Below are 24,448 nucleotides of genomic sequence, written 5' to 3' on the forward strand. Positions count from 1 at the left end.
ACCGCACGCCGGAAGACCAAGGGTTCCTGTCCAACGTTAATCGGGGCAGGGTGAGTCGACCCCTAAGGCGAGGCCGAAAGGCGTAGTCGATGGGAAACAGGTTAATATTCCTGTACTTGGTGTTACTGCGAAGGGGGGACGGAGAAGGCTAGGTTATCCGGGCGACGGTTGTCCCGGTTTAAGCGTGTAGGTGGATGTTTTTGGTAAATCCGGAACATCATTAACACTGAGGCGTGATGACGAGTCACTACGGTGATGAAGTGACCGATGCCAAGCTTCCAGGAAAAGCCTCTAAGCTCCAGGTAACACGAAATCGTACCCCAAACCGACACAGGTGGTCAGGTAGAGAATACCAAGGCGCTTGAGAGAACTCGGGTGAAGGAACTAGGCAAAATGGTGCCGTAACTTCGGGAGAAGGCACGCTGGCGTTGGTGAAGGGACTTGCTCCCGGAGCTGATACCAGTCGCAGATACCAGCTGGCTGCAACTGTTTAATAAAAACACAGCACTGTGCAAACACGAAAGTGGACGTATACGGTGTGACGCCTGCCCGGTGCCGGAAGGTTAATTGATGGGGTCAGCCGCAAGGCGAAGCTCTTGATCGAAGCCCCGGTAAACGGCGGCCGTAACTATAACGGTCCTAAGGTAGCGAAATTCCTTGTCGGGTAAGTTCCGACCTGCACGAATGGCGTAATGATGGCCAGGCTGTCTCCACCCGAGACTCAGTGAAATTGAACTCGCTGTGAAGATGCAGTGTACCCGCGGCAAGACGGAAAGACCCCGTGAACCTTTACTATAGCTTGACACTGAACCTTGAGCCTTGATGTGTAGGATAGGTGGGAGGCTTTGAAGTGTGGACGCCAGTCTGCATGGAGCCAACCTTGAAATACCACCCTTTAATGTTTGATGTTCTAACGTGGGCCCCTAATCGGGGTTGCGGACAGTGTCTGGTGGGTAGTTTGACTGGGGCGGTCTCCTCCCAAAGAGTAACGGAGGAGCACGAAGGTTAGCTAATCCTGGTCGGACATCAGGAGGTTAGTGCAAAGGCATAAGCTAGCTTGACTGCGAGAGTGACGGCTCGAGCAGGTGCGAAAGCAGGTCTTAGTGATCCGGTGGTTCTGAATGGAAGGGCCATCGCTCAACGGATAAAAGGTACTCCGGGGATAACAGGCTGATACCGCCCAAGAGTTCATATCGACGGCGGTGTTTGGCACCTCGATGTCGGCTCATCACATCCTGGGGCTGAAGTAGGTCCCAAGGGTACGGCTGTTCGCCGTTTAAAGTGGTACGCGAGCTGGGTTTAGAACGTCGTGAGACAGTTCGGTCCCTATCTGCCGTGGGCGTTGGAAGATTGAGGGGGGTTGCTCCTAGTACGAGAGGACCGGAGTGAACGCACCACTGGTGTTCGGGTTGTGATGCCAATCGCATTGCCCGGTAGCTAAGTGCGGAAGAGATAACCGCTGAAAGCATCTAAGCGGGAAACTTGCCCCGAGATGAGTCTTCCCTGGGACTTCGAGTCCCCTGAAGGGCCGTTGAAGACGACGACGTAGATAGGCTGGGTGTGTAAGCGTAGCGATACGTTGAGCTAACCAGTACTAATGACCCGAGAGGCTTAACCTTACAACACCGAAGGTGTTTTTAGAGAGACGAGATTCAGCTTGTTCAAAGATTGGTTCTGGTGGTTACACGGAGAGAGAGTGTAACGGCTGGAATGAAACAGAATTTGCCTGGCGGCGATAGCGCGGTGGTCCCACCTGACCCCATGCCGAACTCAGCAGTGAAACGCCGTAGCGCCGATGGTAGTGTGGGGTCTCCCCATGTGAGAGTAGGGAACTGCCAGGCATCAAACCCGTAGAAACCCTCAGCGAAAGCTGGGGGTTTTTGCATTGGGGCGAAAAAAACGCGCACACACCTGCGGCCCAACGCCACGCCGTCACCCCCGCCAGCCTCATTAGAGGCCACTGGTCGGTCACGGTTCCGGCCCCCTCACAACAGCCGTCGCGATACGTGTTCATCGTCCTGCCTATCCTCCCCCCTGACCGTGCTCTCCTACCTCTACTTTTCGGTATCGTCTAAATGAACCTCTTCCCTCGCAGGGCATGAAGCGCCGCGCACAGACCCCCGGCAAAGAGCGGAGCGCAAACAAGATTGAGGTCGGTCATGAGGGATAACCACACTTAGCCGCGGCTACGCCGCACCCGGTCTGGTCTACTCTTGGGCACCTAACTTAACTCCCGGTTATCCGGAGGATTGAGGTGGGATGGCGTCAGCTGTTTTATAGGGAACTCGCAATATAACGCGATTGTTATGTGGCCCAGGTTCCCGACTTTCCCTCACCGGGTGCAGCCTATCCGGAATGACATCACCTGCCTATCCGAATGACACGATGAAGTAGGGATCGAACTCATTACAGTCAAGACTGCTGGGCATCAAGCCAACGGCGGATAAACTCGGCAATGGCGGGAGGGTGATTGAGATCGAGTTGAGGAACGGAGACATCCACGGGCACATCGCTGGCGATCGCCAGTGTATCGTCATCGATCAACTTAGCCATGTCATGGCCGATTTCCTGACGGTACAGGACGATTTTGGGGATCTTCTCGTGGCGAAAACCTTCGACCAGCACCAGATCGAGCTTTGTACGATCCATTCTGCTAGCCAGCCACGCAAGATCGGGTTGCGACTGTTCAGGCGTTTCCGTCATCAATGCCCAGCGATTGGCGCTGGCGACCAGCGTCTGCTCAGCGCCCGCTTTGCGGAGACGATAGCTGTCTTTCCCCGGCGTATCGATATCCATATCGTGGTGCGTATGTTTGATCATGCCGACGCGGATGCCTAATGCTTTTAGCAAAGGGATCAACTGCGTTAACAACGTCGTTTTTCCTGTACCGCTGTATGCGGCTATCGCCAGAAGCGGCACGGGACTAGTCATGTTTTCGGCCCTCTTGCCAATCAGCCAGTTCTTCGGGCGTATTCAGATTACGAAATGCCTGGGGTTGGTCGCTGAAAGAGACAGGTTGAGCATCTATCTGATCGAGAAATAGCATCAGTTTGCGATCGCCCCTGGACAGGAACTCTTTAAGCGCCTGAGTTTGGCTTTTATTGATGAGAAGCAATGTAGGATGGTGGCGTTCGCCATCGGTGGCATAGGCGGCGGAGTGATGACCAATATGTTGTTGTAAGCGAGAGACGAGATTCAATGGTAACGCCGGCACGTCGCAGGGAACAAAGAGCGCCCATTCGGTCTCCGTGGTGACCAACCCCGTATATATCCCCGCTAACGGGCCCGCAAACTGGCGGTTCATATCACCGATCACCGGATACCCGCTTTGCTGGTAACGTTCACGATGACGGTTGGCATTGATCAGTACCCTATCCACCTGACTCTCCAGCCGTGTTAAAACGTGCTGATACAGCGGTATACCGTCCAACAGGAGGAGGCCTTTATCTTGGCCGCCCATCCGTAAGGATTGTCCGCCAGCCAGAATGAATCCCGTGATCATAATTGTTTGACCTGAAAATAAATGATGCCGATTGAGGGAAAACGATGGCGTAACGCCAAGCGCTTTCCTCATACTAAGTACATGACTATTTAAGCTGAGTATGGAGAACCGACCATGAAATGTCATCGCGTGAATGAGTTAGTTGAACTGTTGCATCCGGCCTGGCAGCAGGAACCCGATTTGAATTTGATGGAATTTTTACAAAAACTTGCAAAGGAAGCTGGGTTTGAAGGTGCGCTTGGCGATCTGACAGATGATATCCTTATCTACCATTTAAAACTGCGTGGTTCCGACCAAGAGCAACCGATCCCAGGGTTGCAGAAAGATTATGAAGTTGACTTCAAAACGGCGCTCCTGCGGGCCCGTGGCGTCATCAAAGATTAATGAAAAGCTCGTTTTCCGCGTCGATGCGCGCGTACGCCTTTTGCAACAGGAACGTTAAACGCAATGCATGATGCTGTTTTCAATTTTCACACGCTCTCGCCAGACGTCATTATGGATGCGTTATGGTCTGCGGGCGTACGCGTAGACTCCGGATTAATCGCGCTTAATAGCTACGAAAACCGGGTATACCAACTCAGTGATGAAGATCGTCGGCGTTACGTGGTCAAATTTTATCGTCCACAGCGTTGGAGCAAGGATCAAATCGTCGAAGAGCATCAGTTTGCCGCTGAACTAGCGCAGGATGAAGTGCCGGTCGTCGCGCCTTTGGCGTTGCAGGGAGAGACCTTGCATGAGCATGACGGCTTTTTCTTTACTGTCTTTCCCAGCGTAGGGGGAAGGCAGTATGAAATGGATAACGATGATCAGCTGGAAGGCGTCGGTCGTTATTTGGGGCGCATTCATCAAACCGGTCGTAAACGGGATTTCGATGCACGGCCGACTATCGGCCTACAGGAGTATCTGTATGAGCCCTTCGAGGAGTTGTCCCGATGCGCTTTGATACCCGCTTCGCTGCGGGAAACCTTCCTGAACGCGACCGAGCGCCTGATCCAGGAAGTGAAGCGCTGCTGGCATGACGACTGGGCGTCGGCCCGCCTACACGGAGATTGCCACCCCGGCAACATTCTGTGGCATGACGGCCCCCTGTTCGTCGATTTGGATGATGCACGTAACGGTCCCGCCATTCAGGATTTGTGGATGCTTTTGCATGGCGAGCGACGCGAGCAACGCATCCAGCTGGATATTCTGTTGGAAGCTTACAGCGAGTTTTCTTCTTTCGAAGAGAAGGAACTGGCGCTCATCGAACCGTTGCGGGCGATGAGAATGATTCACTATCTGGCCTGGGTTGCCCGACGTTGGCAAGACCCTGCGTTTCCAAGGAGTTTTCCCTGGATGCAGGATGCCGATTTCTGGGCGAAACAAGCCTCCACCTTTGTCGAGCAGGTTAAGCTGTTGCAGGAACCGCCTTTGCAGCTGACGCCGATGTACTAAAGTTAACGGAGAAAAGAGTGATATGAAGAAAGTATGGCTAACACTGATTGGTGTCATCATGGCGTTCAGTGCCTCCGCGGCTGATTTCAGCGAGGGCAAACAGTTTGTCACGCTGGATAAGCCCGCAACGCAGGAGCCGCAGGTGCTGGAGTTTTTCTCTTTCTACTGCCCGCACTGTTATCAATTTTCCCAGGTTTATCACATTCCTGACGCGATACAGAAAGCGTTGCCGGCTGGCACCAAAATGGTGAAGTATCACGTGGACTTCCTGGGACCTTTGGGCAAAAACCTGACGGAAGCGTGGGCTGTCGCTATTGCTCTGGGGGTTGAAGATAAAATTAGCCCGCTGATGTTTGATGCGGTACAGAAAACCCAAACGGTCCAGAAACCGGAAGATATTCGCAACGTCTTTATCTCTGCGGGCGTGAAAGGTGAAGACTACGACAGCGCTCTCAACAGCTTCGTTGTAAAATCACTGGTCGTACAGCAAGAAAAAGCGGCGGCGGATTTGCAGCTGCGCGGTGTTCCATCCCTGTTTGTGAACGGCAAATATATGGTTAAGAATGACGGTCTTGATACCAGCTCAATGGATGCTTACGTCCAGCAATATGCTGATGTAGTGAAATTCCTGATTTCTAAAAAGTAATTTAACTCGACGCCATGCGGCGACAGCCGCGTGGCGTGAGTTTTTTCAAAAAGGAAACTTTCAGGGAAAATAACAGGGTGAAAGTGAATTTCATTTCCATAGGTATCCACAAATCTTATGTTTTCCGTTAACAACAAGTGAATACGTTTTTTTATTTCAGTTAACTGATTTTGCTAAATAATTTAATTACTCCCGTCAGTATTTATTCCCCTGTTAATTATTTAAGTATTTCTATACACAAACTTATCCACAGAATTTCTGCGATACGTCACGAAAGCGCGGCCGTATTTACGCGTTATTATTCGTCTCTTCCTGCCAACCTATGGCATGCTTATATGATGGCTGGAAATAACAATTGAAACAGATTATGGCTCAAATAGCAGACAACCCTTTAATTCTCGTCGACGGTTCCTCTTACTTGTACCGTGCCTATCACGCTTTTCCTCCGCTGACTAACAGTGCGGGAGAACCTACCGGAGCGATGTACGGCGTGTTGAACATGCTGCGCAGCCTGTTGCTTCAATATCATCCCAGCCATGTTGCGGTTGTGTTTGATGCGAAAGGAAAAACCTTCCGCGATGAGCTGTTTGAACATTACAAATCTCACCGACCTCCGATGCCGGATGATCTGCGCGCACAAATCGAGCCGTTGCATAAAATGGTCAGGGCGATGGGCCTGCCGTTGTTAGCGGTCTCCGGCGTGGAAGCGGACGATGTCATCGGCACGCTGGCTCAACAGGCGGAGTTGAACTCGACGCCGGTTCTGATCAGCACCGGTGATAAAGATATGGCTCAGCTGGTGACGCCGAACGTCACCCTTATTAACACCATGAACAACGCTATCCTGGGCCCTCAGGAGGTATGCGACAAATATGGTATTCCGCCGGAGCTGATCATCGACTTCCTCGCGCTGATGGGCGACGCCTCCGACAATATTCCCGGCGTGCCGGGCATTGGCGAGAAAACGGCACAGGCGCTGCTACAGGGATTAGGCGGTTTAGATACGCTGTACGCCAATCTGGATAAAATCGCCGATCTTTCATTCCGCGGCGCTAAAACGATGGCGGCTAAACTGGAACAGCACAAAGAGGTGGCTTACCTCTCTTATCAGCTGGCTACGATCAAAACCGACGTCGAGCTGGAGCTGAGCTGCGAGCAGCTGGCGGTTACTGAGCCACAAGTGGACGAGCTAAGTGAGCTCTTCAGGCACTATGATTTCCGGCGTTGGCAGGTTGAGTTGGAATCAGGAGCCTGGTTGTCGGGTAAAAAGAGCCCGGTCGCCGCGAAAAGCAAACCCGCGGTGGAAGAGAAAAGCGCGCCTGCGGTTGAGAGCGCGCTATCGCAGGAAGGCTACGTCACCATCCTGGATGAAAAGACGCTTGAGACGTGGATTGATCGTCTGAAGTCGGCCGACGTTTTTGCCTTCGATACTGAAACCGACAGTCTGGATACGTTGAGCGCTAATCTGGTCGGGATCTCGTTTTCCGATAAGCTGGGTGAGGCCGCCTATCTGCCGCTGGGCCACGACTATTTGGATGCCCCGGCGCAGATGACGTGCGAAAGAGCGTTGGAACGGCTTAAGCCGCTGCTGGAAGACCCAGCCGTACTGAAAGTCGGTCAAAATCTGAAGTATGACCGCGGCGTGCTAGCCCGTTACAACATTGAGCTGCAAGGCATGGCGTTTGACACCATGCTGGAATCTTACGTGCTGGATAGTGNGGGCGGCCGCCACGATATGGACAGCATGGCATCACGTTATCTACAGCATAAAACCATCTCATTTGAAGAAATTGCCGGTAAAGGCAAAAATCAGCTTACCTTCAATCAGATCCCACTGGAGCAGGCGGCGGTGTATGCGGCGGAAGATGCCGATGTCACGCTACATTTGCACCAGAAGCTGTGGGAAAAGCTGGAAAAAGAGCCTGAGCTAAGAAACGTTTTCGACAATATCGATATGCCGCTGGTGCCCATTCTGTCGCGCATGGAACGCAATGGCGTATTGATCGACGCTGGCATTCTCGCTGAGCACTCCAAGGAGTTGACGACGCGGCTTGCGGAGCTTGAAGTTGAAGTGCATGAACTGGCTGGCGAGCCTTTTAACCTCTCTTCTACCAAGCAGTTGCAACACATTCTGTATGAAAAGCTGCAGCTCCCCGTCAGGAAGAAAACCCCGAAAGGGGCGCCGTCCACTAACGAAGAAGTGCTGGCGGAACTGGCGTTGGACTACCCGTTGCCGAAGCTGATTCTGGAGTATCGCGGCTTGGCGAAGCTGAAATCCACCTATACGGATAAACTGCCGTTGATGATCAATCCGCTGACGGGAAGGGTTCATACGTCCTATCATCAGGCGGTGACGGCGACCGGTCGATTGTCTTCCAGCGATCCCAACCTGCAAAACATACCGGTGCGTAACGAGGAAGGGCGGCGTATCCGCCAGGCGTTTATCGCACGCGAAGGCTACAACATCGTTGCGGCGGATTATTCACAAATCGAACTGCGTATCATGGCTCATCTTTCTCGAGATGCCGGATTGCTGCGGGCTTTCTCCGAGGGATTGGATATTCACCGCGCCACGGCGGCGGAAGTCTTTGGTTCACCTTTGGATAAAGTGACGTCTGAGCAGCGACGCAGCGCCAAAGCAATCAACTTTGGTCTCATCTACGGCATGAGCGCATTTGGTTTGTCTCGGCAGCTTAATATTCCGCGCAATGAATCTCAGAAATACATGAATCTTTATTTTGAGCGTTATCCGGGCGTGCAGGAGTATATGGAGCGTACTCGTGAGCAGGCGGCCGAGCACGGTTATGTCTCCACGTTGGATGGGCGACGCCTCTACCTGCCGGAGATCAACGCGCGAAATGCCATGAGCCGTAAGGCGGCGGAACGTGCGGCGATCAACGCCCCGATGCAGGGGACTGCGGCGGATATCATCAAGAAAGCGATGATCGCCATCGACGGCTGGCTGCAGCAACAGGATGAACCTCTGGTGACCATGATTATGCAGGTTCACGATGAATTGGTCTTTGAAGTCCATGATTCCGTGCTGGAACAATCCAAGGCGAAAATTAAAGCGTTGATGGAAGGATGTATGAAGCTGGATGTGCCGCTGCGTGTCGACGTGGGAACCGGTATTAACTGGGATCAGGCACACTAATTCACCCCCCCTTTTCCTGCCTAAAACCGTCCTATCCTGCCTGTCCCTTGTATAACCTGGGGCAGGTAGAACCTACACAATTAACGCCCGTAATTCATCATGTTATCTAGCCTGTAACTTGACAAATTTGAGTCAATTTCATCAGAAAACGGCCCTTTTTGTAATTAAGCTACAGGATCATGCGGCGATGTGTCCTTTTATGGCGATGCTTTATGCAATGTGTGAAAGTAAACAACAAAAAAATCTTTGTGGCCGTAAAAAAATAGGGTAGAGTTATTTCCGTAGGGTACAGAGGTAAGATGTTCTATCTTTCAGACCTTTTACTTCACGTAATCGGATTTGGCTGAATATTAGCCGCCCCGCTCAGTGTTCTGAGCGGGGCGTTTTTTATTGGGGGGCTGAAATGCTGAACGCGGGGTGTGTCAATTAAGATGGTTCATTAACCCCATGATATCAAGGCATTATTCGCCCTGATCGGGGAAGTCTTCGAAGGGGGTGCCGTTAAACCAGCTATCCAGTTTTTCGCGTAGCTTATCCACGCCGCTCTTTTTCAGAGACGAAAAGGTTTCCACCTGAATATCGCCCATCATCGGCAGTATGGCTTCACGCACCATGTTCAGTTGCGCTTTGCGCGCGCCCTGAGCCAGCTTGTCCGCTTTAGTCAGCAATACGAGCACCGGCAGTTCCGCCGCCACTGCCCACTCCAGCATCTGCTGGTCGAGATCTTTCAGCGGATGGCGGATGTCCATCAGCACCACTAATCCTTGCAGGCACTGACGTTTTTGCAGGTATTCGCCTAAGGCGCGCTGCCATTTCCGCTTCATTTCTTCCGGCACTTCCGCGTAGCCGTAGCCGGGCAAGTCCACCAGTCGTATGCCGTCGACCACCTCAAACAGGTTGATGAGCTGGGTGCGTCCAGGGGTTTTACTGGTTCTGGCCAGGCTTTTTTGATTGGTTAGCGTATTGAGCGCACTGGACTTTCCGGCGTTCGAACGTCCAGCAAAGGCGACTTCAATACCGCTATCTGCGGGCAAATGGCGAATGTCCGGGGCACTGGTAACGAAATGGGTCACCTGGTAGTTGTATTGATGGGTCACAATCTTCGTCTCTGTCTGGATTAATAGTTACTCAGCGATTATACCTGTAACTTGCCGTGGCTGTGGTCTTTATCTGTATCGTCACTTTGACGACGTCAGCGTAATATTGTGAAAAAATAAAAGCCTCTTCCGTGAAGTTGGGTGCTTTTTTATTCGTACGCTTTCTGCTAGATTCCGCCGCAATTCCCTACATTCTTAATAATCTGAGAGCGATGCCATGAAACAGCCATTCAAACGGCCGGGCGGTAAGGCCGCCAAACCTAAAATCAAAAGAAAAACCCGTGAAGAATTGGATACCGAAGCTCGTGCACGCAAGCGTCAGAAAAAACGTCGTGGACTGGCCGCGGGAAGTCGCGCACAGGGTGGAAACGATAACAAGGCCTCTTCCGGACTGGGAAAAGTTGTCGATCCGCGCATTGGCAGCAAGAAAAAGATCCCGCTGACCCCGGCTGACGCCGCTCCGGTTTCATCAGTTACTGAGCCTGAACTGGAGAAAAAAGTCACGTTATCCCCAGAAGTAGAGCTGGAAATGCTGGAAAACGATCCGCGACTGGACGAGCTGCTGGATCTGCTGGAGAAAGGGGAAACGCTTTCAGTGAAAGACCAGTCCTGGGTTGATGAGAAGCTCGACCGCATCGATGCGCTGATGGAATTGCTGGGCATTGAGCTGGGCGATGACGACGACGACGACGAAGAAGAAGAACCTCAGGAAGATATGCTGCAGTTGCTCAAGCGCAATAACCCCAAAGACGGATATTGATGTTAAAAGGGCTGTTTCTGATATTAACCTTGCTGGTTATGTGTTTTTTGCTGAGTCTGTTGGCTAAACTGTGGTGTCTGTCGAACAGGAAGACGCGATTGCTGCGACGCAGCCTGTCTTCCCGACAGCAGCCAATACCGCAGAGACGGTCAGGCAATAAACGATACCGCAAGGAGTAAGCAGCAATATGTCTGGAACGAGCATCGATTGGGATCTGGAGCTGATACAAAAGTATAACTATTCCGGTCCCCGCTATACGTCTTACCCTACCGCGCTGGAATTCACCGAAAACTACGATGAATCCGCTTTTCTGCAAGCGGCCGCTCTTTACCCCGAGCGACCGCTTTCCCTGTATATCCACATCCCGTTTTGCCATCGTCTGTGCTATTTCTGCGGGTGCAACAAGCTGGTGACGCGTCAGCTGCACAAGGCGGACGAGTATCTGGATGTTTTAGAGCAGGAAATTCGTCAGCGCGCGCCCCTGTTCGCTGGACGTACCGTTACCCAGATGCATTGGGGCGGCGGAACCCCGACGTTTCTGAATGCCAAACAGATCACCCGGTTAATGACGCTGCTGCGCGAGCAGTTTACGTTTGACGCGCACGCTGAAATGTCGCTGGAGATCGACCCGCGCGAAATCGAGTTGGATATCGTTGATCACCTGCATCGGGAAGGGTTCAATCGACTGAGCATGGGAGTACAGGACTTCAATAAAGAGGTTCAGCGACTGGTCAATCGTGAGCAAGACGAAGCATTCATTTTTGCCCTGATCGAACGGGCGAAAGCGCTCGGGTTCNCCTCCACCAATATCGATTTGATTTACGGTCTGCCGAAACAGACGCCGGAGAGTTTCGCCTATACGCTGCAACGCGTAGCCGAACTGGGTCCGCACCGATTGAGCGTGTTCAACTACGCCCATCTACCGACGCTATTTGCCGCGCAGCGAAAAATTAAGGAAGCGGATTTGCCTGGCGCCGAGCAGAAACTGGATATTTTACAGCAGACCATTCATGACCTGACCGCCTCGGGCTACCAGTTCATTGGCATGGATCATTTTGCGCGTCCCGACGATGAGCTGGCGGTGGCGCAGCGAGAAGGGAAGCTGCATCGTAATTTTCAGGGCTATACGACACAAGGCGAGACTGATTTGCTGGGAATGGGCGTCTCCGCGATTAGTATGATCGGTGATAGTTATGCTCAGAATCAGAAGGTCTTGAAGGACTACTACACGCAGGTCCAGACCCAGGGCAATGCGCTGTGGCGGGGGGTGAAACTGACGTGTGACGACTGCCTCCGCCGGGACGTCATCAAAACGCTGATCTGCAATTTTCGGCTGAGTTATGCTGCGATAGAAGCCGAGTATCAGATTGATTTCGAAGATTATTTTTCTGAGGATCTGATATTGCTGGAGCCGATGATGGCAGATGGTCTGATCGAGGTGGCGTCGCGGGAGCTCGTGGTGACGCCAAAGGGACGCTTATTGATCCGTAATATTTGCATGTGTTTCGACATCTACCTGCGCAGTAAGATGCGAAGTCGCCAGTTTTCACGGGTGATATGAACTTCTGATAGAAATAAAAACAGCCGCAATGCGGCTGTTTTTATCTTTTCTGCCTGCGTGAATCCACGATGATATGCGGCTTCAGCTAAAAAAGTTAATCAAGGCGGCACACAAAACGGCTGCGATGGCGGTTTGCGGGGAATGTCCCACCGCATTGCCCATTTCAGCGCCGTGTGACAACGCCGAAAAAAGTGATTCCAGCATGGTTACGTTCTCCTGTCAGCGCAGTGATCATACTGCTAGTGATGATCAAGTAAAGTATAAATTTGCGACAATAATCCCTGCGCTGAAATGTCTCTTTTCCGCTCCCCCGACAAGCCCAAAAACCGGTAAGGAGAGCGGCAATGGGACTATTCCATCCCCAACTCTTTCAGTTTGCGCGTGAGCGTATTACGCCCCCAGCCCAACAGACGAGCCGCTTCCTGTTTATGTCCCTGCGTGTGACGCAACGCGGTCGTTAGCAACGTTCTCTCCATCTCTGGCTGGGCTTCCGCCAACAGATTTTGATGACCGGAGCGTAGCGCCCGGTCGGCCCATTGCGCCAGCAGGGTCGCCCAACTGTCGGGCTGAACATGGACCGTGGCGTCAGGCGCGGTGGTTTCAAACAGTTCTGGCGGTAAATCCTGGATCAGCACCTCCTGACCGGCGGCCATGACGGTCAACCAGCGGCAGGTATTCTCCAGCTGGCGGACGTTGCCGGGCCACGGCAGTCGTGTGAGCGCCGCTTCCGTCTCGGGGTGCAGGTTCTTCGGTTCGACACCCTGCTCCTTGGCGGTCGCTTGCAGGAAGTAGCGTGCAAGACGTGGAATATCTTCCCGGCGCTCCCGCAGTGGCGGCAAATGGACGCGAATGACGTTCAGACGGTGGAATAAATCTTCGCGAAATTTGCCTTCCTGTACTCGCAGCTCAAGATTCTGGTGGGTCGCCGCAATAATCCGGACATCGACTTTGACCGCGGCGTAACCGCCTACGCGGTAAAACTGCCCATCGGCCAGCACACGCAGCAGTCGCGTCTGCACATCCAACGGCATGTCGCCGATTTCATCCAGAAACAGCGTGCCGCCATCGGCCTGTTCAAAACGCCCCTGACGGATCTGATTCGCGCCGGTGAAGGCCCCTTTTTCATGGCCAAACAGTTCTGATTCGATCAAATCCTTCGGAATTGCGGCCATGTTCAGCGCGATGAAGGGCGCTTTGGCGCGAGGGCTGTGGCGATGCAACGCATGCGCGACCAGCTCTTTACCCGTACCGGATTCCCCGTTGATCAAGACGCTGATGGAAGAGCGTGAAAGACGGCCGATGATCCGGAAAACGTCCTGCATCGCGGGCGCTTCCCCGATGATGTCCGTCGTCGGCCCGCTGATAGGCTGATTACGGACCGGTTGTTGCTGCTCCATATAGTGGCTGATGGCGCGTTCGACCAGCGCCACCGCCTCATCAATATCGAACGGTTTGGGCAGATAATCGAAGGCGCCCTGCTGATAGGCGCTGACGGCCGCATCTAAATCGGAGTGTGCCGTCATAATAATGACCGGTAGCATAGGGTGGCGCTGTTTAATCTGTTGTAGCAGAGCCAGCCCGTCCATTCCGGGCATACGAATATCGGAAAGCAGCACGTCTGGCGTTTGCGTAGATAATGCGTTTAATGCCTGATTTCCGTTATCAAACGTCGCGCAGGTTAAGCCGGCTCCTGTGAGCGCACGTTCGAGCACCCAGCGGATGGAGCTATCGTCGTCGACAATCCAGACTATCCCTCGTTGCATCATGGACCTCACTGGCGGATGGGCAGATAGACCGAAAATTCGGTGTGACCTGGCCAACTGTTAAATTCAATTTTACCTGAGTGTTGATCGATAAGATTTCGGGCGATCGACAGTCCTAGTCCGGTGCCCCCTTCACGTCCGCTAACCATCGGATAAAACAGGGTATCTTGCAAATGGGCGGGGACGCCCGGGCCATCATCTTCAATATCGATACGGGCCACTAAACGATAGCGTACGCCGTGCAGCGTCAGCTGGAAGGCTGTACGAGTACGGATCGTAATGGAGCCGCCTTCTTCACCCAACGCCTGCAATGCATTGCGGGTGATATTCAGCAGGACCTGTTCAATCTGATCTGGGTCGTGCATGAGTTCCGGCAAGCTGGGGTCGTAATCTCTGACCAGCGTGACGTTATCGGCTTTTTCCAGCGAAACCAGTTGGAAGACGCGCTCCGCGACCTGATGAATACTCTGCGTGACGTGCAACCCAGGTTGCTGTGGCCCTAATAGGCGATCGACCAGATTACGCAGGCGATCCGCCTGTTCGATAATGACTTTGGTATATTCCGTCAGCGATGGGTCGGGCAACGCTTTCGACAGTAGTTGCGCCGCGCCGCGCAGGCCTCCCAGCGGGTTTTTAATCTCATGAGCAAGACCGCGAACCAGATCTCGCGCCGCTAACTGCTGAGCGTGTTGCAACTGTTCCTGACTGAGTTTGCGCTGGTTATCCATCGGCGCCATTTCCATCAGAATATAATCGTTCTGAATACGCTGTGCCGTCAGCGACATGATATGGGCTCTGCCATCCACCACGATGGTGACTTCGTTATCGGTAAATCCCTGTCCTGAGTTAAGGCTGTCCAGCATCAGGTCAATATTCAGCGAAAAGTAGCCAAGCAGTTCAGGCAATGGCGTTCCCGCCAGCTTACGCGAGCTTTGCGCCAGTAGTTGTTGCGCTGCTGGGTTGGAATAATGGATCGCCAGATTTTTATCCAGCAGTAAGATGCTGTTAATTAATGAATTGAGGATCTGCCCAGCATCGGGCAGCGTGCCTGTTGCCATAACGCAGACTCCTGCACCATTTTAGTGCGTCACATTCTGGATTGATAAATATTGCTTAGCAACCGTACGATGTCGCGCGGAGAAAAAAGCCCATCCGAAGATGGGCTGAAAAGTTTCCACGGCAACAAAATAAACAAGAAATCTTGTCGGCGACGGCAGCTTCAACATCGTTATTATTCGGGCTGCCGTCGTTGCGCGAATAATTACACGCTGTAGTACAGTTCGAACTCTACCGGGTGCGGAGTCATACGTACGCGGTCGTTTTCCGCACGACGCAGTTCGATGTAAGCATCGATAGAGTCTTCGGTGAATACGCCGCCGCGGGTCAGGAACTCACGGTCCTCGTTCAACGCATTCAGCGCTTCTTCCAGTGACCCTGCGACAGTTGGGATTTCACTCGCTTCTTCCGGCGGCAGATCGTACAAGTTCTTATCCATGGCATCGCCAGGGTGGATCTTGTTGATGATACCGTCCAGGCCAGCCATCAGCAGTGCGGTGAAAGCCAGGTACGGGTTGGCTGCCGGATCCGGGAAGCGCACTTCGATACGACGCGCTTTCGGGCTCGCGACCACCGGGATACGGATAGATGCAGAACGGTTACGCGCGGAGTAAGCCAGCATGACCGGTGCTTCGTAGCCTGGAACCAGACGTTTGTACGAGTTGGTTGCCGGGTTGGTCAGGGCGTTGATGGCTTTCGCATGTTTGATCACGCCGCCGATGTAGAACAGCGCCATTTCGGACAGACCGCCGTATTTATCGCCGGAAAACAGGTTCACGCCGTCTTTGGACAGAGACATGTGGCAGTGCATACCGGAACCGTTGTCGCCGAACATCGGTTTCGGCATGAACGTTGCTGTTTTACCGAAAGCATGTGCGACGTTGTGGACCACGTATTTGTAAATCTGAATTTCGTCGGCTTTTTTGGTCATGGTGTTGAAGCGGGTGGCCNCTTCGTTCTGACCTGCTGTCGCCACTTCGTGGTGATGCGCCTCAACCACCAGACCCATCTGCTCCATGGTCAAACACATGGTGGAACGGATGTCCTGAGAAGAATCGACCGGAGGAACCGGGAAGTAACCGCCTTTGACGGACGGCCGGTGGCCTTTGTTGCCGCCTTCATATTCTTTGCTGGAGTTCCAGGCACCTTCGATATCGTCGATAGTGACGTGGGAGCCGGAGATGCTGCTGCCGAAGCGAACGTCATCAAACAGGAAAAACTCGGGTTCTGGCCCGAACAGTACGGTATCCGCGATACCGGAAGAACTCAGAAAATCTTCTGCGCGTTTGGCGATGGAGCGCGGATCGCGATCGTAGCCCTGCATCGTGCCTGGTTCGAGGATGTCACAACGGATGATCAGCGTAGACTCTTCGTAGAACGGGTCGAGAACGGCGGTCGTGACGTCAGGCATTAACACCATGTCTGATTCNTTGATGCCTTTCCATCCGCCGATAGAAGAACCATCGAACATTTTGCCGTCTTCGAAGAAATCTGCATCTACCTGATGGGAAGGGATCGTGACGTGCTGCTCTTTACCTTTAGTATCGGTGAAACGAAGGTCGACGAATTTCACCTCATGTTCTTTCAGCAGCGTCAAAACGTGTTCAACTGACATACTTGGTTCTCCCGGGTTATATCATTTATCGTCGTGGAACGAATATCGTTGTGGAATGTTGTTGTGACCGTACGTAGACTATAGCTAAATCTGTGCCAACTTTAGTATTTGTGCCTGAGAGCCGGTTCTCTGGTTTTCTAAGTGGTCTTCGACTGCACCAATATAGTAATCTGCACCAAAATAGTGCTTTATTTTGCATTGTTAGCACCATATTGGTGCTCTTCAATGTGTTTGCCGCGAAATTGCACCGTGAAAGGGATCACAACCCCCTCAATGTGAGGTTGTTTGCAAGAGATGTTTGTGATCCTGTTTAGTCCCTCGATTAATCCGTGTACAATAGCGCGCTATTTCTAAATGCCTGAGGCAAAGCTGTGATCGAAAATTTGCGTAACATCGCTATTATTGCGCACGTTGACCATGGGAAAACCACCCTGGTCGACAAGCTGCTACAACAGTCCGGTACGTTCGATGAACGTAGTGAAGCCACCGAACGTGTTATGGACTCCAACGATTTGGAGAAAGAGCGCGGGATCACCATCCTCGCTAAAAATACCGCCATCAATTGGAAAGACTACCGCATCAACATCGTTGATACCCCAGGACACGCCGACTTCGGCGGTGAGGTAGAACGTGTGATGTCGATGGTCGACTCGGTGCTACTGGTCGTTGATGCAATGGATGGCCCGATGCCGCAGACCCGTTTCGTGACCAAAAAAGCTTTTGCCAATGGTCTGAAGCCGATCGTGGTCATCAACAAGGTTGACCGTCCGGGCGCACGCCCTGACTGGGTTGTCGATCAGGTGTTCGACCTGTTTGTAAACCTGGATGCCACTGATGAGCAGCTGGACTTCCCAATCGTTTACGCTTCCGCGTTGAACGGTATTGCTGGTCTGGATCNCTCCGATATGGCCAGCGACATGACGCCGCTGTTTGAAGCGATCGTCGAACACGTTGACGCGCCTAAAGTTGACCGTGACGGTCCGCTGCAGATGCAGATCTCCCAGCTGGACTATAACAACTACGTGGGTGTTATCGGTATCGGCCGTATCAAGCGTGGTCTGGTTAAGCCTAACCAGCAGGTTACTGTCATCGACAGCGAAGGCAAAACCCGCAACGGTAAAGTCGGTAAAGTCTTGGGCCACATGGGTCTGGAGCGTATCGAATCCACGCTGGCGGAAGCGGGTGACATCATCGCTATCACTGGTCTGGGCGAGCTGAACATTTCCGATACCATCTGCGATCCGGCGAACGTTGAAGCGCTACCTGCGCTGAGCGTCGACGAACCGACCGTGACCATGTTCTTCTGCGTCAACACGTCTCCTTTCTGCGGTAAAGAAGGTAAGTTCGTGACGTCGCGTCAGATCCTTGAGCGTCTGAACAAAGAGCTGATCCACAACGTTGCACTGCGCGTTGAAGAGACTGATGATGCGGATGCTTTCCGCGTATCCGGTCGTGGTGAGCTTCACCTGTCTGTCCTGATTGAAAACATGCGTCGTGAAGGCTTTGAAATGGCCGTTTCGCGTCCGAAAGTTATCAACCGCGTGATCGATGGCCGCAACCAAGAGCCGTTTGAAAACGTGACGCTGGATATCGAAGAACAGCATCAGGGCTCCGTCATGCAGGCGATGGGCGAGCGTAAAGGCGACGTTAAAGACATGGTTCCAGATGGCAAGGGCCGTATTCGTCTCGACTACGTTATCCCTAGCCGCGGTCTGATCGGTTTCCGTACCGAGTTCATGACCATGACGTCTGGTACTGGTCTGCTGTACTCCACGTTCAGCCACTACGATGACGTACGTCCGGGCGATATCGGTCAGCGTCAGAACGGCGTGCTGATCTCCAACGGTCAGGGTAAAGCTGTTGCGTTTGCCCTGTACGGCCTGCAGGACCGCGGTAAGCTGTTCCTGGGTCACGGTGCCGAAGTTTATGAAGGCCAGATTATCGGTATTCACTCACGCTCTAACGACTTGACCGTGAACTGCCTGACCGGTAAGAAACTGACCAACATGCGTGCTTCGGGTACGGATGAAGCGACGACACTGGTACCGCCGGTCAAGATGACTCTGGAGCAGGCTCTGGAATTTATCGATGACGACGAACTGGTTGAAGTCACGCCGACGTCTGTCCGTCTGCGTAAACGTCACCTGACCGAAAACGACCGCCGCCGCGCGGGTCGTTCGAGCAAAGAAGGCTAAGCGCCTTTTCTGTAACAACGGTCTCGTTTTAGAAAGAGCCAGCCAGCGAAAGCTGACTGGCTTTTTTAATTTATTTTCATTTAGTTATCCTCATTACACAGAGCGAGCCCACACCTGCTGATGGTGTATTCGGCCGCCGATCTTCTCTGTTCAGTTCTCCCTTTTACCGTTACAGTGAAAGCCTACTGACTCATCAGGAGGACCTATGTTGTATATCTTTGATTTAGGCAACGTCGTCATTGATATCGATTTCAAACGGGTGCTGGGAGTATGGAGCAACCTTAGCGGTGTCCCCCTGGCAAGCCTCAGCGAACGCTTCGTTATGGGGCAGGCGTTTGAGCAGCACGAGCGCGGCGAGATCGATGATGAGGCATTTGCTTCTCAGTTGTGCCACGAAATGGGGATTGCCCTCAGCTTTGAGCAGTTTGCCGCGGGCTGGGAATCCATCTTTATCGGGGTGCGTCCTGAAGCGCTGGCTATCATGAAGCAATTACGGCGAGACGGTCAGCGGGTTGTGGTGTTGTCCAATACCAACCGCCTGCATCATCAGCAGTGGTCTGCGCTCTATCCCGAAATAGAACAGGCCGCCGACCGTTTGTATTTATCTCAGGAGCTTGGTATGCGCAAACCGGATGCGGCCATCTACGAGTATGTGCTGCAGCAGGAAGGCTGCCGGGCCGAGGACGCCATCTTCTTCGATGATAATGCGGACAACGTCACCGCCGCATCCGCGTTGGGCATCCATGCTATTCAAGTCAACGATCGTCAGGTTCTGACGGACTTCTTTTCTTCTCAGTCCGCCGTGGTGAGTGAATAGCGCCAGGCAGTTTCGATTCGGCATCAGACAGGAGCAGCAACGTTTTTATGATTGGGTTAATTCAGCGCGTCTCCAGCGCCAGCGTCACCGTGGACAACGACATTATCGGAAAAATCGATGCGGGATTGCTGGTATTGCTGGGCGTTGAGCAGGGCGATGACGAAAAAAACGCCGTGCGGTTATGCGAACGGGTGATCGGGTACCGAATTTTTGGTGATGAACAGGGGAAGATGAACCTTAACGTGCGTCAGGCGGGCGGCAGCCTGCTGGTGGTATCGCAGTTTACGCTAGCGGCCGACACACAAAGGGGGATGCGCCCCAGTTTTTCCCGCGGCGCGGCGCCTGCCGAGGCGGATCGGTTGTATCAATACTTTATCGGTCAATGCCGGGAACAAGGCGTTGTCACGGAAACCGGCCGTTTTGCCGCCGATATGAAGGTTGAACTCGTCAATGACGGGCCGGTGACCTTCTGGCTACAGGCATAAAACGGATCGCTTCTCTTGGTTAACTGAGGCTGTGTATGTATCACTTGAGAGTGCCGGAAAGCGCTGAAGAGCTGGAAGCCTACTATCAGTTCCGCTGGGAGATGTTGCGTAAGCCGTTGCGACAGCCAATGGGGTCGGAGCGCGACGCTTATGATTTGCTGGCGCATCATCAGACCGTGGTTGACGTGCAAGGGCGGCTGGTGGCAGTCGGGCGACTCTACATTAATGCCGATAATGAAGCCTCTATCCGTTTTCTGGCGGTTCACCCTGCCGTGAGACGTAAGGGGTTGGGCACTTTGCTGGCGATGGCGCTGGAGTCGGTGGCGCGTCAGGAGGGAGCTAAGCGCGTGGTGTGCAGCGCCCGCGAAGAGGCGAAGGCCTTTTTCGCCAAATTAGGGTTTGTGGATCAGGGCGAGGTCACGACGCCTCAGACTACGCCCATTCGACATTTCCTGATGATCAAACCGGTGGCGACGCTGGATGATATTTTGCATCGCCCAGACTGGTGCGGTCAGCTGCAGCAAGCCTGGCACGATCATATTCCGCTGAGCGAAAAGATGGGTGTGCGCATCAGCCAGTACACCGGCAAGAAATTTATCACCACGATGCCGGAAGCCGTCAATCAAAACCCCCATCACACCATCTTCGCCGGCAGCCTGTTTTCGCTGGCGACCTTAACCGGCTGGGGGCTTATTTGGCTATTGCTGCGGGAGCGTCAACTGGGGGGCACCATTGTTTTGGCGGATGCCCATATTCGTTATAGCTCGCCGATTATTGGTCGTCCCAGTGCAGTCGCCAATCTTGGGTCGCTCAGCGGCGATCTGGACAAATTGGCGCGTGGCCGTCGGGCGAGGGTTCATCTGAACGTCGAATTGTTCGGTGAAGGTCGAAAAGGGGCGTTATTCGAAGGCGTGTACATGGTCTTGCCGCCGACGCAGGATGATCCTCTGGAGCCAGCGGGTTTATCGCACGACTAACTCAAGGCGCAGATAGCGATGGCTGCGGGAATGGGTTTCCATGGAATAACTGAAGGCCGGATGATGAGTCCGGCCTTCTTCTTGGTATCACCCCATCCGCCCTAGGGCGTTGGCATCCGTTCCTGTAAGACGCCTTGATGCAACTGCTGTTGGAGCGGTTGGCCTGCGCTGTCCGTTCCCTGCAAAACGCCATTCAAAGTGGGTTTCAGCGGCGTGGCATTCGCCATCTTACCGCTCAGTCGTAGCTGAAAGTTGAGATTCCCCGACGGCATGCGCGTCGGCGTTGGCCAGCCCCAGTGCAACAACGTGTCGAACGACGTCGATTTTCCATTTATATCCAGCGTGAATTCGCGCGCGGGGGTTTGATCAATACCCGCTTTTGCTTCCAACAGCCCCCCCTGAGTGAAGGCACTGAGTTCGGTAAACGTGATCCGATCGTTGTCGGCTGTCAATGCCAGCGACGGACGTCGAATATCCACCTTATTGAACGTGGCATCGCTGGCGTTCAGATTCAGCGAGCCCTGCCAAATACCCCACTGATGCTGGCGAGCTAGCAGCAAGTCGCTGCCATAGCCGTCAAGTGCAGTCACCTGGAAGGGAAAGTCCGGGTTGATATCGATCAGCAGGTTGCGGTTGGCGGTAAATTTTTTGACGGATATCTCTTCCAGCCACGAAGGCAACGTTTGTTGCCAGCGTTGACGCCAGTCTCCCGGCAGGGTGTATTCCATTCCCGCGATCACCAGTTCATCCAGCGTCAGCCTGTGGTCGCTGCGCAGCCAGTTGCCGCTGGCTCGCAGCAGCCCTCTCTCCCAACGGGTCGAGAACTGGCGAATGGCAATCCCTTGCGAGGACAGGTCCAGATGGATAATCGGGTCGATCAGATGCATGTCGCCGTTAATGAGGTCGGTTGCATTGAACGAGAGCGAGCCGTCCTCACTTTGCCAGTTACCCTGTTGGAAGGTGACATGCTGGAGTGTGGCATCAAGATCGCTGGCGGCCCAGCCGGGTCCCTCAATGCGTGCGTCTATCAGGTCAAAACGGTCGACGCTGACGGCGGGCAGCGCTGCGACGGGCCGCCAGAAATCAGAGAGGGAGCGCGAGGTTTGCAGCCTCACGTTACTCAGTCTGAGCCGATTAATCTGCCAACCGCCATCGTCCGCACGCTGCGCGCTGCCGGTCAGCTCTCCCCGGGCGACATTAGCGCCGAAGTTGCTGAGCGTCAGGCGCCGATTCTCGAAGGTGCCTTCCACCAACACCTGACTGGCGGGAATATCGTTCAGCGTCAGCGAGCGGGCGCTGAGCTGGAAACGCGCATTATTCCCCAGCAAATTACCGGGCTGCGGCTCCCAGGGCGTGATACCGCCGTTGACCTGCTGCCCGTTTAACCGCCAGTCGCCATCCTGCGCCTGTAGCGCCATATCTTTTAACTGCAACACGTCAGCCTGAAGAGGCAGGGCATAACCGGTTTGACTTAGATTAAGCGTTCCCCCCATCAACTGCAGGCTGGCCAAATGGGAAGGCGTGGTGATTTGGCGCACGCTAAGTCCAAGGGAGACCTGTTTGGCGACCAGCGTCGGCGGCTGATTTTCATGGCCAAAAGAGACCTCATCGAGCTGGAAGATACTGGGCGATGTCCAGCTGTGAGACACCTTTTTCAGCGAAAGACGGTATTCGGTATGTTGACTGACCCAACGGCTGATCCCGTTGGCTCCCCATTCGGTCTGCAGCGCGATATAAAGCGCCACCAGAGCCAGAAGGGTCAGTAACAGCAGTGAGATGAGTAGCTTCCCGATAAATTTCATCGTATCAGTCCGTGCCTGTCGTCGAGGATAGAAGTGTTATGCCGCAATGTAGGCAGCGGCTCAAGTCGGTAATCATACTCCTGACAAGAATCAGGGCCCGATGTTGCATCATGGGGCCCTGATTAGCACGGTAAATACGAAATATCTGGAAGCAGGCTCCCTATTCTTTTTCTTCTTTCTCTTGCGGGAACACGAGATTCAAGACGATGGCGGTGATCCCGCCTGCGGCGATGCCAGAAGACAGGAGGGTTTTCAGCCAGTCAGGCGCAAACTGCAAGATCAGCGGCTGCTGAGCTACGCCCAGACCCACGGCGAGCGAGAGGGCGATAATCATGATCGCCCGGCGGTTTAGCGGCTCGCGAGACACGATGCGTACGCCTGAGGCGGCGATTGTACCGAACATCACGATGGTCGCGCCGCCTAGCACCGGTTCCGGGATGTGTTGAACGAACCCGCTAACCGCCGGGAACAGGCCCAGGACAATCAGCATCAGCGCGACGACGAAACCGACATGGCGGCTGGCGACGCCGGTCAGTTGGATCACGCCGTTGTTCTGGCCGAAGCAGGAGTTGGGAAAGGTATTGAATACCGCCGAAAGCATGGAGTTCAGGCCGTTGGCCAGTACGCCGCCTTTCAGGCGTTTCATATACAACGGTCCGCGTACCGGCTGTTCAGAGACATCGGAGGTCGCCGTGATATCGCCGATCGTTTCCAGCGACGTCACCATGAACACCAGCATCAGCGGCACCAGCAGGCTCCAGTCGAAGCCCAGACCGTAATACAGCGGCGTCGGCACCATGATGGCCGACTGCGCCGTGCTGGACATCTCCTTGGGCAGCATTCCCATCAGCCATGCCGCCAGATACCCGACGGCCATGGCGATCACCAGCGAGGCGACGCGCAGATAGGGATTGCGTTGGCGATTCAGCAGGATGATAACCAGCAGGACCACGCCAGCCAGCAGCAGATTCTTAGGCGCGCCGAACGAGTGATCGTTCAGCGCCGCAAACCCGCCGCCGATCGAGGTCAGCCCGACCTGAATCAGCGACAGACCAATAATCATGACCACCACGCCGGATACCAGCGGAGTAATAATCCTGCGGGCCAGATGAAGAACGCGGGACAGCAGGATCTCGGTGCAAGAGGCGACCATCAGTGTGCCGAACAGCGCGGCCATCATGGTAGGCACATCCGCGCCGCCGTTTTTCAACGCCANCCCGCCCATGATAAGCGGCGTCACGAAGTTAAAACTGGTGCCCTGAATCGACAACAGCCCGGAGCCAACGGGCCCCCAGGTTTTGATTTGCAGTATGGAGGCCAGACCGGACGCAAACAGCGACATGCTGATGATGTGTTGCGTATCCTGCGCGGGGAGTCCGAGAGCCTGACAGATCAGCAACGCCGGCGTGATAACGGCGACGAACATGGCTAACAGGTGCTGACCGGCGGCAAACAACGTTTGCGGCAGCGGTGGGCGGTCTTCAAGACGGTAGATGAGTTCGCTGCGTGGATGGGCAGCGGCGGGTTCTTCCGGGCGCAGAGGTTCGGCAGAGGGAATACGCATGGCGGTTGGCACTCCAGAAC

At 53.8% G+C, this 24,448-nt stretch carries 20 protein-coding genes and 2 rRNA genes; 13 read left to right on the forward strand and 9 right to left on the reverse strand.

Annotated elements, in window-relative coordinates; all coding sequences use genetic code 11:
- Together SB13_RS17930 and rrf are read left to right on the forward strand one after the other, a co-directional pair.
- Positions 1 to 1,619: ribosomal RNA gene (locus tag SB13_RS17930) — 23S ribosomal RNA — on the forward strand; the annotation flags it as partial.
- 106 nt (positions 1,620 to 1,725) lie between these two features.
- Positions 1,726 to 1,841, forward strand: a 5S ribosomal RNA gene (gene rrf, locus SB13_RS13100).
- 571 nt (positions 1,842 to 2,412) lie between these two features.
- Here the strand turns inward: rrf and mobB are convergent.
- Both mobB and mobA read right to left on the reverse strand, forming a co-directional pair.
- On the reverse strand, positions 2,413 to 2,931 hold the full coding sequence (mobB, locus tag SB13_RS13105; protein WP_026740787.1) for a molybdopterin-guanine dinucleotide biosynthesis protein MobB: 519 nt from the start codon (positions 2,929 to 2,931) through the stop codon (positions 2,413 to 2,415).
- Complete coding sequence (gene mobA, locus SB13_RS13110; RefSeq protein ID WP_026740788.1) at positions 2,924 to 3,502, reverse strand: molybdenum cofactor guanylyltransferase MobA; 579 nt, start codon at positions 3,500 to 3,502, stop codon at positions 2,924 to 2,926. Before mobA ends, mobB begins: the two co-directional genes overlap by 8 nt.
- Before the next feature lie 114 nt (positions 3,503 to 3,616).
- Between mobA and SB13_RS13115 the strand changes: the two genes are divergently transcribed.
- The 5 genes from SB13_RS13115 (at position 3,617) to spfP (ending at position 9,083) form a co-directional block, all read left to right on the forward strand.
- Positions 3,617 to 3,886 carry a YihD family protein gene (locus SB13_RS13115; RefSeq protein ID WP_026740789.1) on the forward strand — a complete coding sequence of 90 codons (270 nt, stop codon included), beginning with the start codon at positions 3,617 to 3,619 and terminating at the stop codon, positions 3,884 to 3,886.
- Between the two features lie 63 nt (positions 3,887 to 3,949).
- Positions 3,950 to 4,936 carry a serine/threonine protein kinase gene (locus SB13_RS13120; protein ID WP_026740790.1) on the forward strand — a complete coding sequence of 329 codons (987 nt, stop codon included), beginning with the start codon at positions 3,950 to 3,952 and terminating at the stop codon, positions 4,934 to 4,936.
- 22 nt (positions 4,937 to 4,958) lie between these two features.
- Entirely contained in the window at positions 4,959 to 5,582 is a 624-nt protein-coding gene (dsbA, locus tag SB13_RS13125; protein WP_026740791.1) for a thiol:disulfide interchange protein DsbA, read from the forward strand.
- Between the two features lie 367 nt (positions 5,583 to 5,949).
- Positions 5,950 to 8,736 (forward strand): DNA polymerase I, encoded by a 2,787-nt coding sequence (gene polA, locus SB13_RS13130; protein WP_026740792.1) that lies wholly within the window; start codon positions 5,950 to 5,952, stop codon positions 8,734 to 8,736.
- 299 nt (positions 8,737 to 9,035) lie between these two features.
- The gene (spfP, locus tag SB13_RS18215) at positions 9,036 to 9,083 is read left to right on the forward strand and encodes a small protein SpfP (RefSeq protein ID WP_071892919.1); all 48 of its coding nucleotides are present in this window, start codon (positions 9,036 to 9,038) and stop codon (positions 9,081 to 9,083) included.
- A 114-nt stretch (positions 9,084 to 9,197) separates the two neighbouring features.
- Here the strand turns inward: spfP and yihA are convergent, their stop codons facing one another.
- Positions 9,198 to 9,836: a ribosome biogenesis GTP-binding protein YihA/YsxC gene (gene yihA / locus SB13_RS13135; protein ID WP_026740793.1), complete on the reverse strand. Its 639-nt coding sequence runs from the start codon at positions 9,834 to 9,836 to the stop codon at positions 9,198 to 9,200.
- Between the two features lie 214 nt (positions 9,837 to 10,050).
- Here yihA and yihI point away from each other — a divergent pair, with 214 nt between their 5' ends.
- The gene (gene yihI / locus SB13_RS13140) at positions 10,051 to 10,593 is read left to right on the forward strand and encodes a Der GTPase-activating protein YihI (RefSeq protein WP_026740794.1); all 543 of its coding nucleotides are present in this window, start codon (positions 10,051 to 10,053) and stop codon (positions 10,591 to 10,593) included.
- A 187-nt stretch (positions 10,594 to 10,780) separates the two neighbouring features.
- Entirely contained in the window at positions 10,781 to 12,154 is a 1,374-nt protein-coding gene (gene hemN / locus SB13_RS13145; RefSeq protein WP_026740795.1) for an oxygen-independent coproporphyrinogen III oxidase, read from the forward strand.
- Between the two features lie 81 nt (positions 12,155 to 12,235).
- Here the strand turns inward: hemN and SB13_RS17795 are convergent, their stop codons facing one another.
- The 4 genes from SB13_RS17795 to glnA all read right to left on the reverse strand — a co-directional run bounded on the left by SB13_RS17795 (position 12,236) and on the right by glnA (position 16,588).
- Entirely contained in the window at positions 12,236 to 12,358 is a 123-nt protein-coding gene (locus SB13_RS17795; RefSeq protein ID WP_139171511.1) for a YshB family small membrane protein, read from the reverse strand.
- Positions 12,359 to 12,504: 146 nt separating this feature from the next.
- Entirely contained in the window at positions 12,505 to 13,917 is a 1,413-nt protein-coding gene (glnG, locus tag SB13_RS13150; RefSeq protein WP_026740796.1) for a nitrogen regulation protein NR(I), read from the reverse strand.
- Between the two features lie 8 nt (positions 13,918 to 13,925).
- Positions 13,926 to 14,975 carry a nitrogen regulation protein NR(II) gene (glnL, locus tag SB13_RS13155; RefSeq protein WP_026740797.1) on the reverse strand — a complete coding sequence of 350 codons (1,050 nt, stop codon included), beginning with the start codon at positions 14,973 to 14,975 and terminating at the stop codon, positions 13,926 to 13,928.
- Positions 14,976 to 15,178: 203 nt separating this feature from the next.
- The gene (gene glnA, locus SB13_RS13160; RefSeq protein ID WP_026740798.1) at positions 15,179 to 16,588 is read right to left on the reverse strand and encodes a glutamate--ammonia ligase; all 1,410 of its coding nucleotides are present in this window, start codon (positions 16,586 to 16,588) and stop codon (positions 15,179 to 15,181) included.
- Positions 16,589 to 16,959: 371 nt separating this feature from the next.
- On the opposite strand from glnA, the gene typA reads away from it, so the two are divergent.
- The 4 genes from typA (at position 16,960) to fabY (ending at position 21,062) form a co-directional block, all read left to right on the forward strand.
- Positions 16,960 to 18,783 carry a ribosome-dependent GTPase TypA gene (gene typA, locus SB13_RS13165; RefSeq protein WP_026740799.1) on the forward strand — a complete coding sequence of 608 codons (1,824 nt, stop codon included), beginning with the start codon at positions 16,960 to 16,962 and terminating at the stop codon, positions 18,781 to 18,783.
- A gap of 205 nt (positions 18,784 to 18,988) precedes the next feature.
- Positions 18,989 to 19,600: a glucose-1-phosphatase gene (gene yihX, locus SB13_RS13170; RefSeq protein ID WP_026740800.1), complete on the forward strand. Its 612-nt coding sequence runs from the start codon at positions 18,989 to 18,991 to the stop codon at positions 19,598 to 19,600.
- Between the two features lie 47 nt (positions 19,601 to 19,647).
- On the forward strand, positions 19,648 to 20,085 hold the full coding sequence (gene dtd / locus SB13_RS13175; protein WP_026740801.1) for a D-aminoacyl-tRNA deacylase: 438 nt from the start codon (positions 19,648 to 19,650) through the stop codon (positions 20,083 to 20,085).
- 35 nt (positions 20,086 to 20,120) lie between these two features.
- A complete protein-coding gene (gene fabY / locus SB13_RS13180; RefSeq protein ID WP_026740802.1) occupies positions 20,121 to 21,062 on the forward strand; it encodes a fatty acid biosynthesis protein FabY in 942 nt (313 codons plus the stop codon).
- Between the two features lie 101 nt (positions 21,063 to 21,163).
- Here the strand turns inward: fabY and SB13_RS13185 are convergent, their stop codons facing one another.
- Entirely contained in the window at positions 21,164 to 22,864 is a 1,701-nt protein-coding gene (locus SB13_RS13185; protein ID WP_026740803.1) for an AsmA family protein, read from the reverse strand.
- Between the two features lie 160 nt (positions 22,865 to 23,024).
- Positions 23,025 to 24,428 carry a nucleobase:cation symporter-2 family protein gene (locus tag SB13_RS13190; RefSeq protein ID WP_026740804.1) on the reverse strand — a complete coding sequence of 468 codons (1,404 nt, stop codon included), beginning with the start codon at positions 24,426 to 24,428 and terminating at the stop codon, positions 23,025 to 23,027.
- Positions 24,429 to 24,448: the final 20 nt, after the last annotated feature.

Origin of the sequence: Lonsdalea quercina subsp. quercina, from assembly GCF_000688695.1 — a bacterium.
Taxonomy (GTDB): Bacteria; Pseudomonadota; Gammaproteobacteria; order Enterobacterales; family Enterobacteriaceae; genus Lonsdalea; species Lonsdalea quercina_D.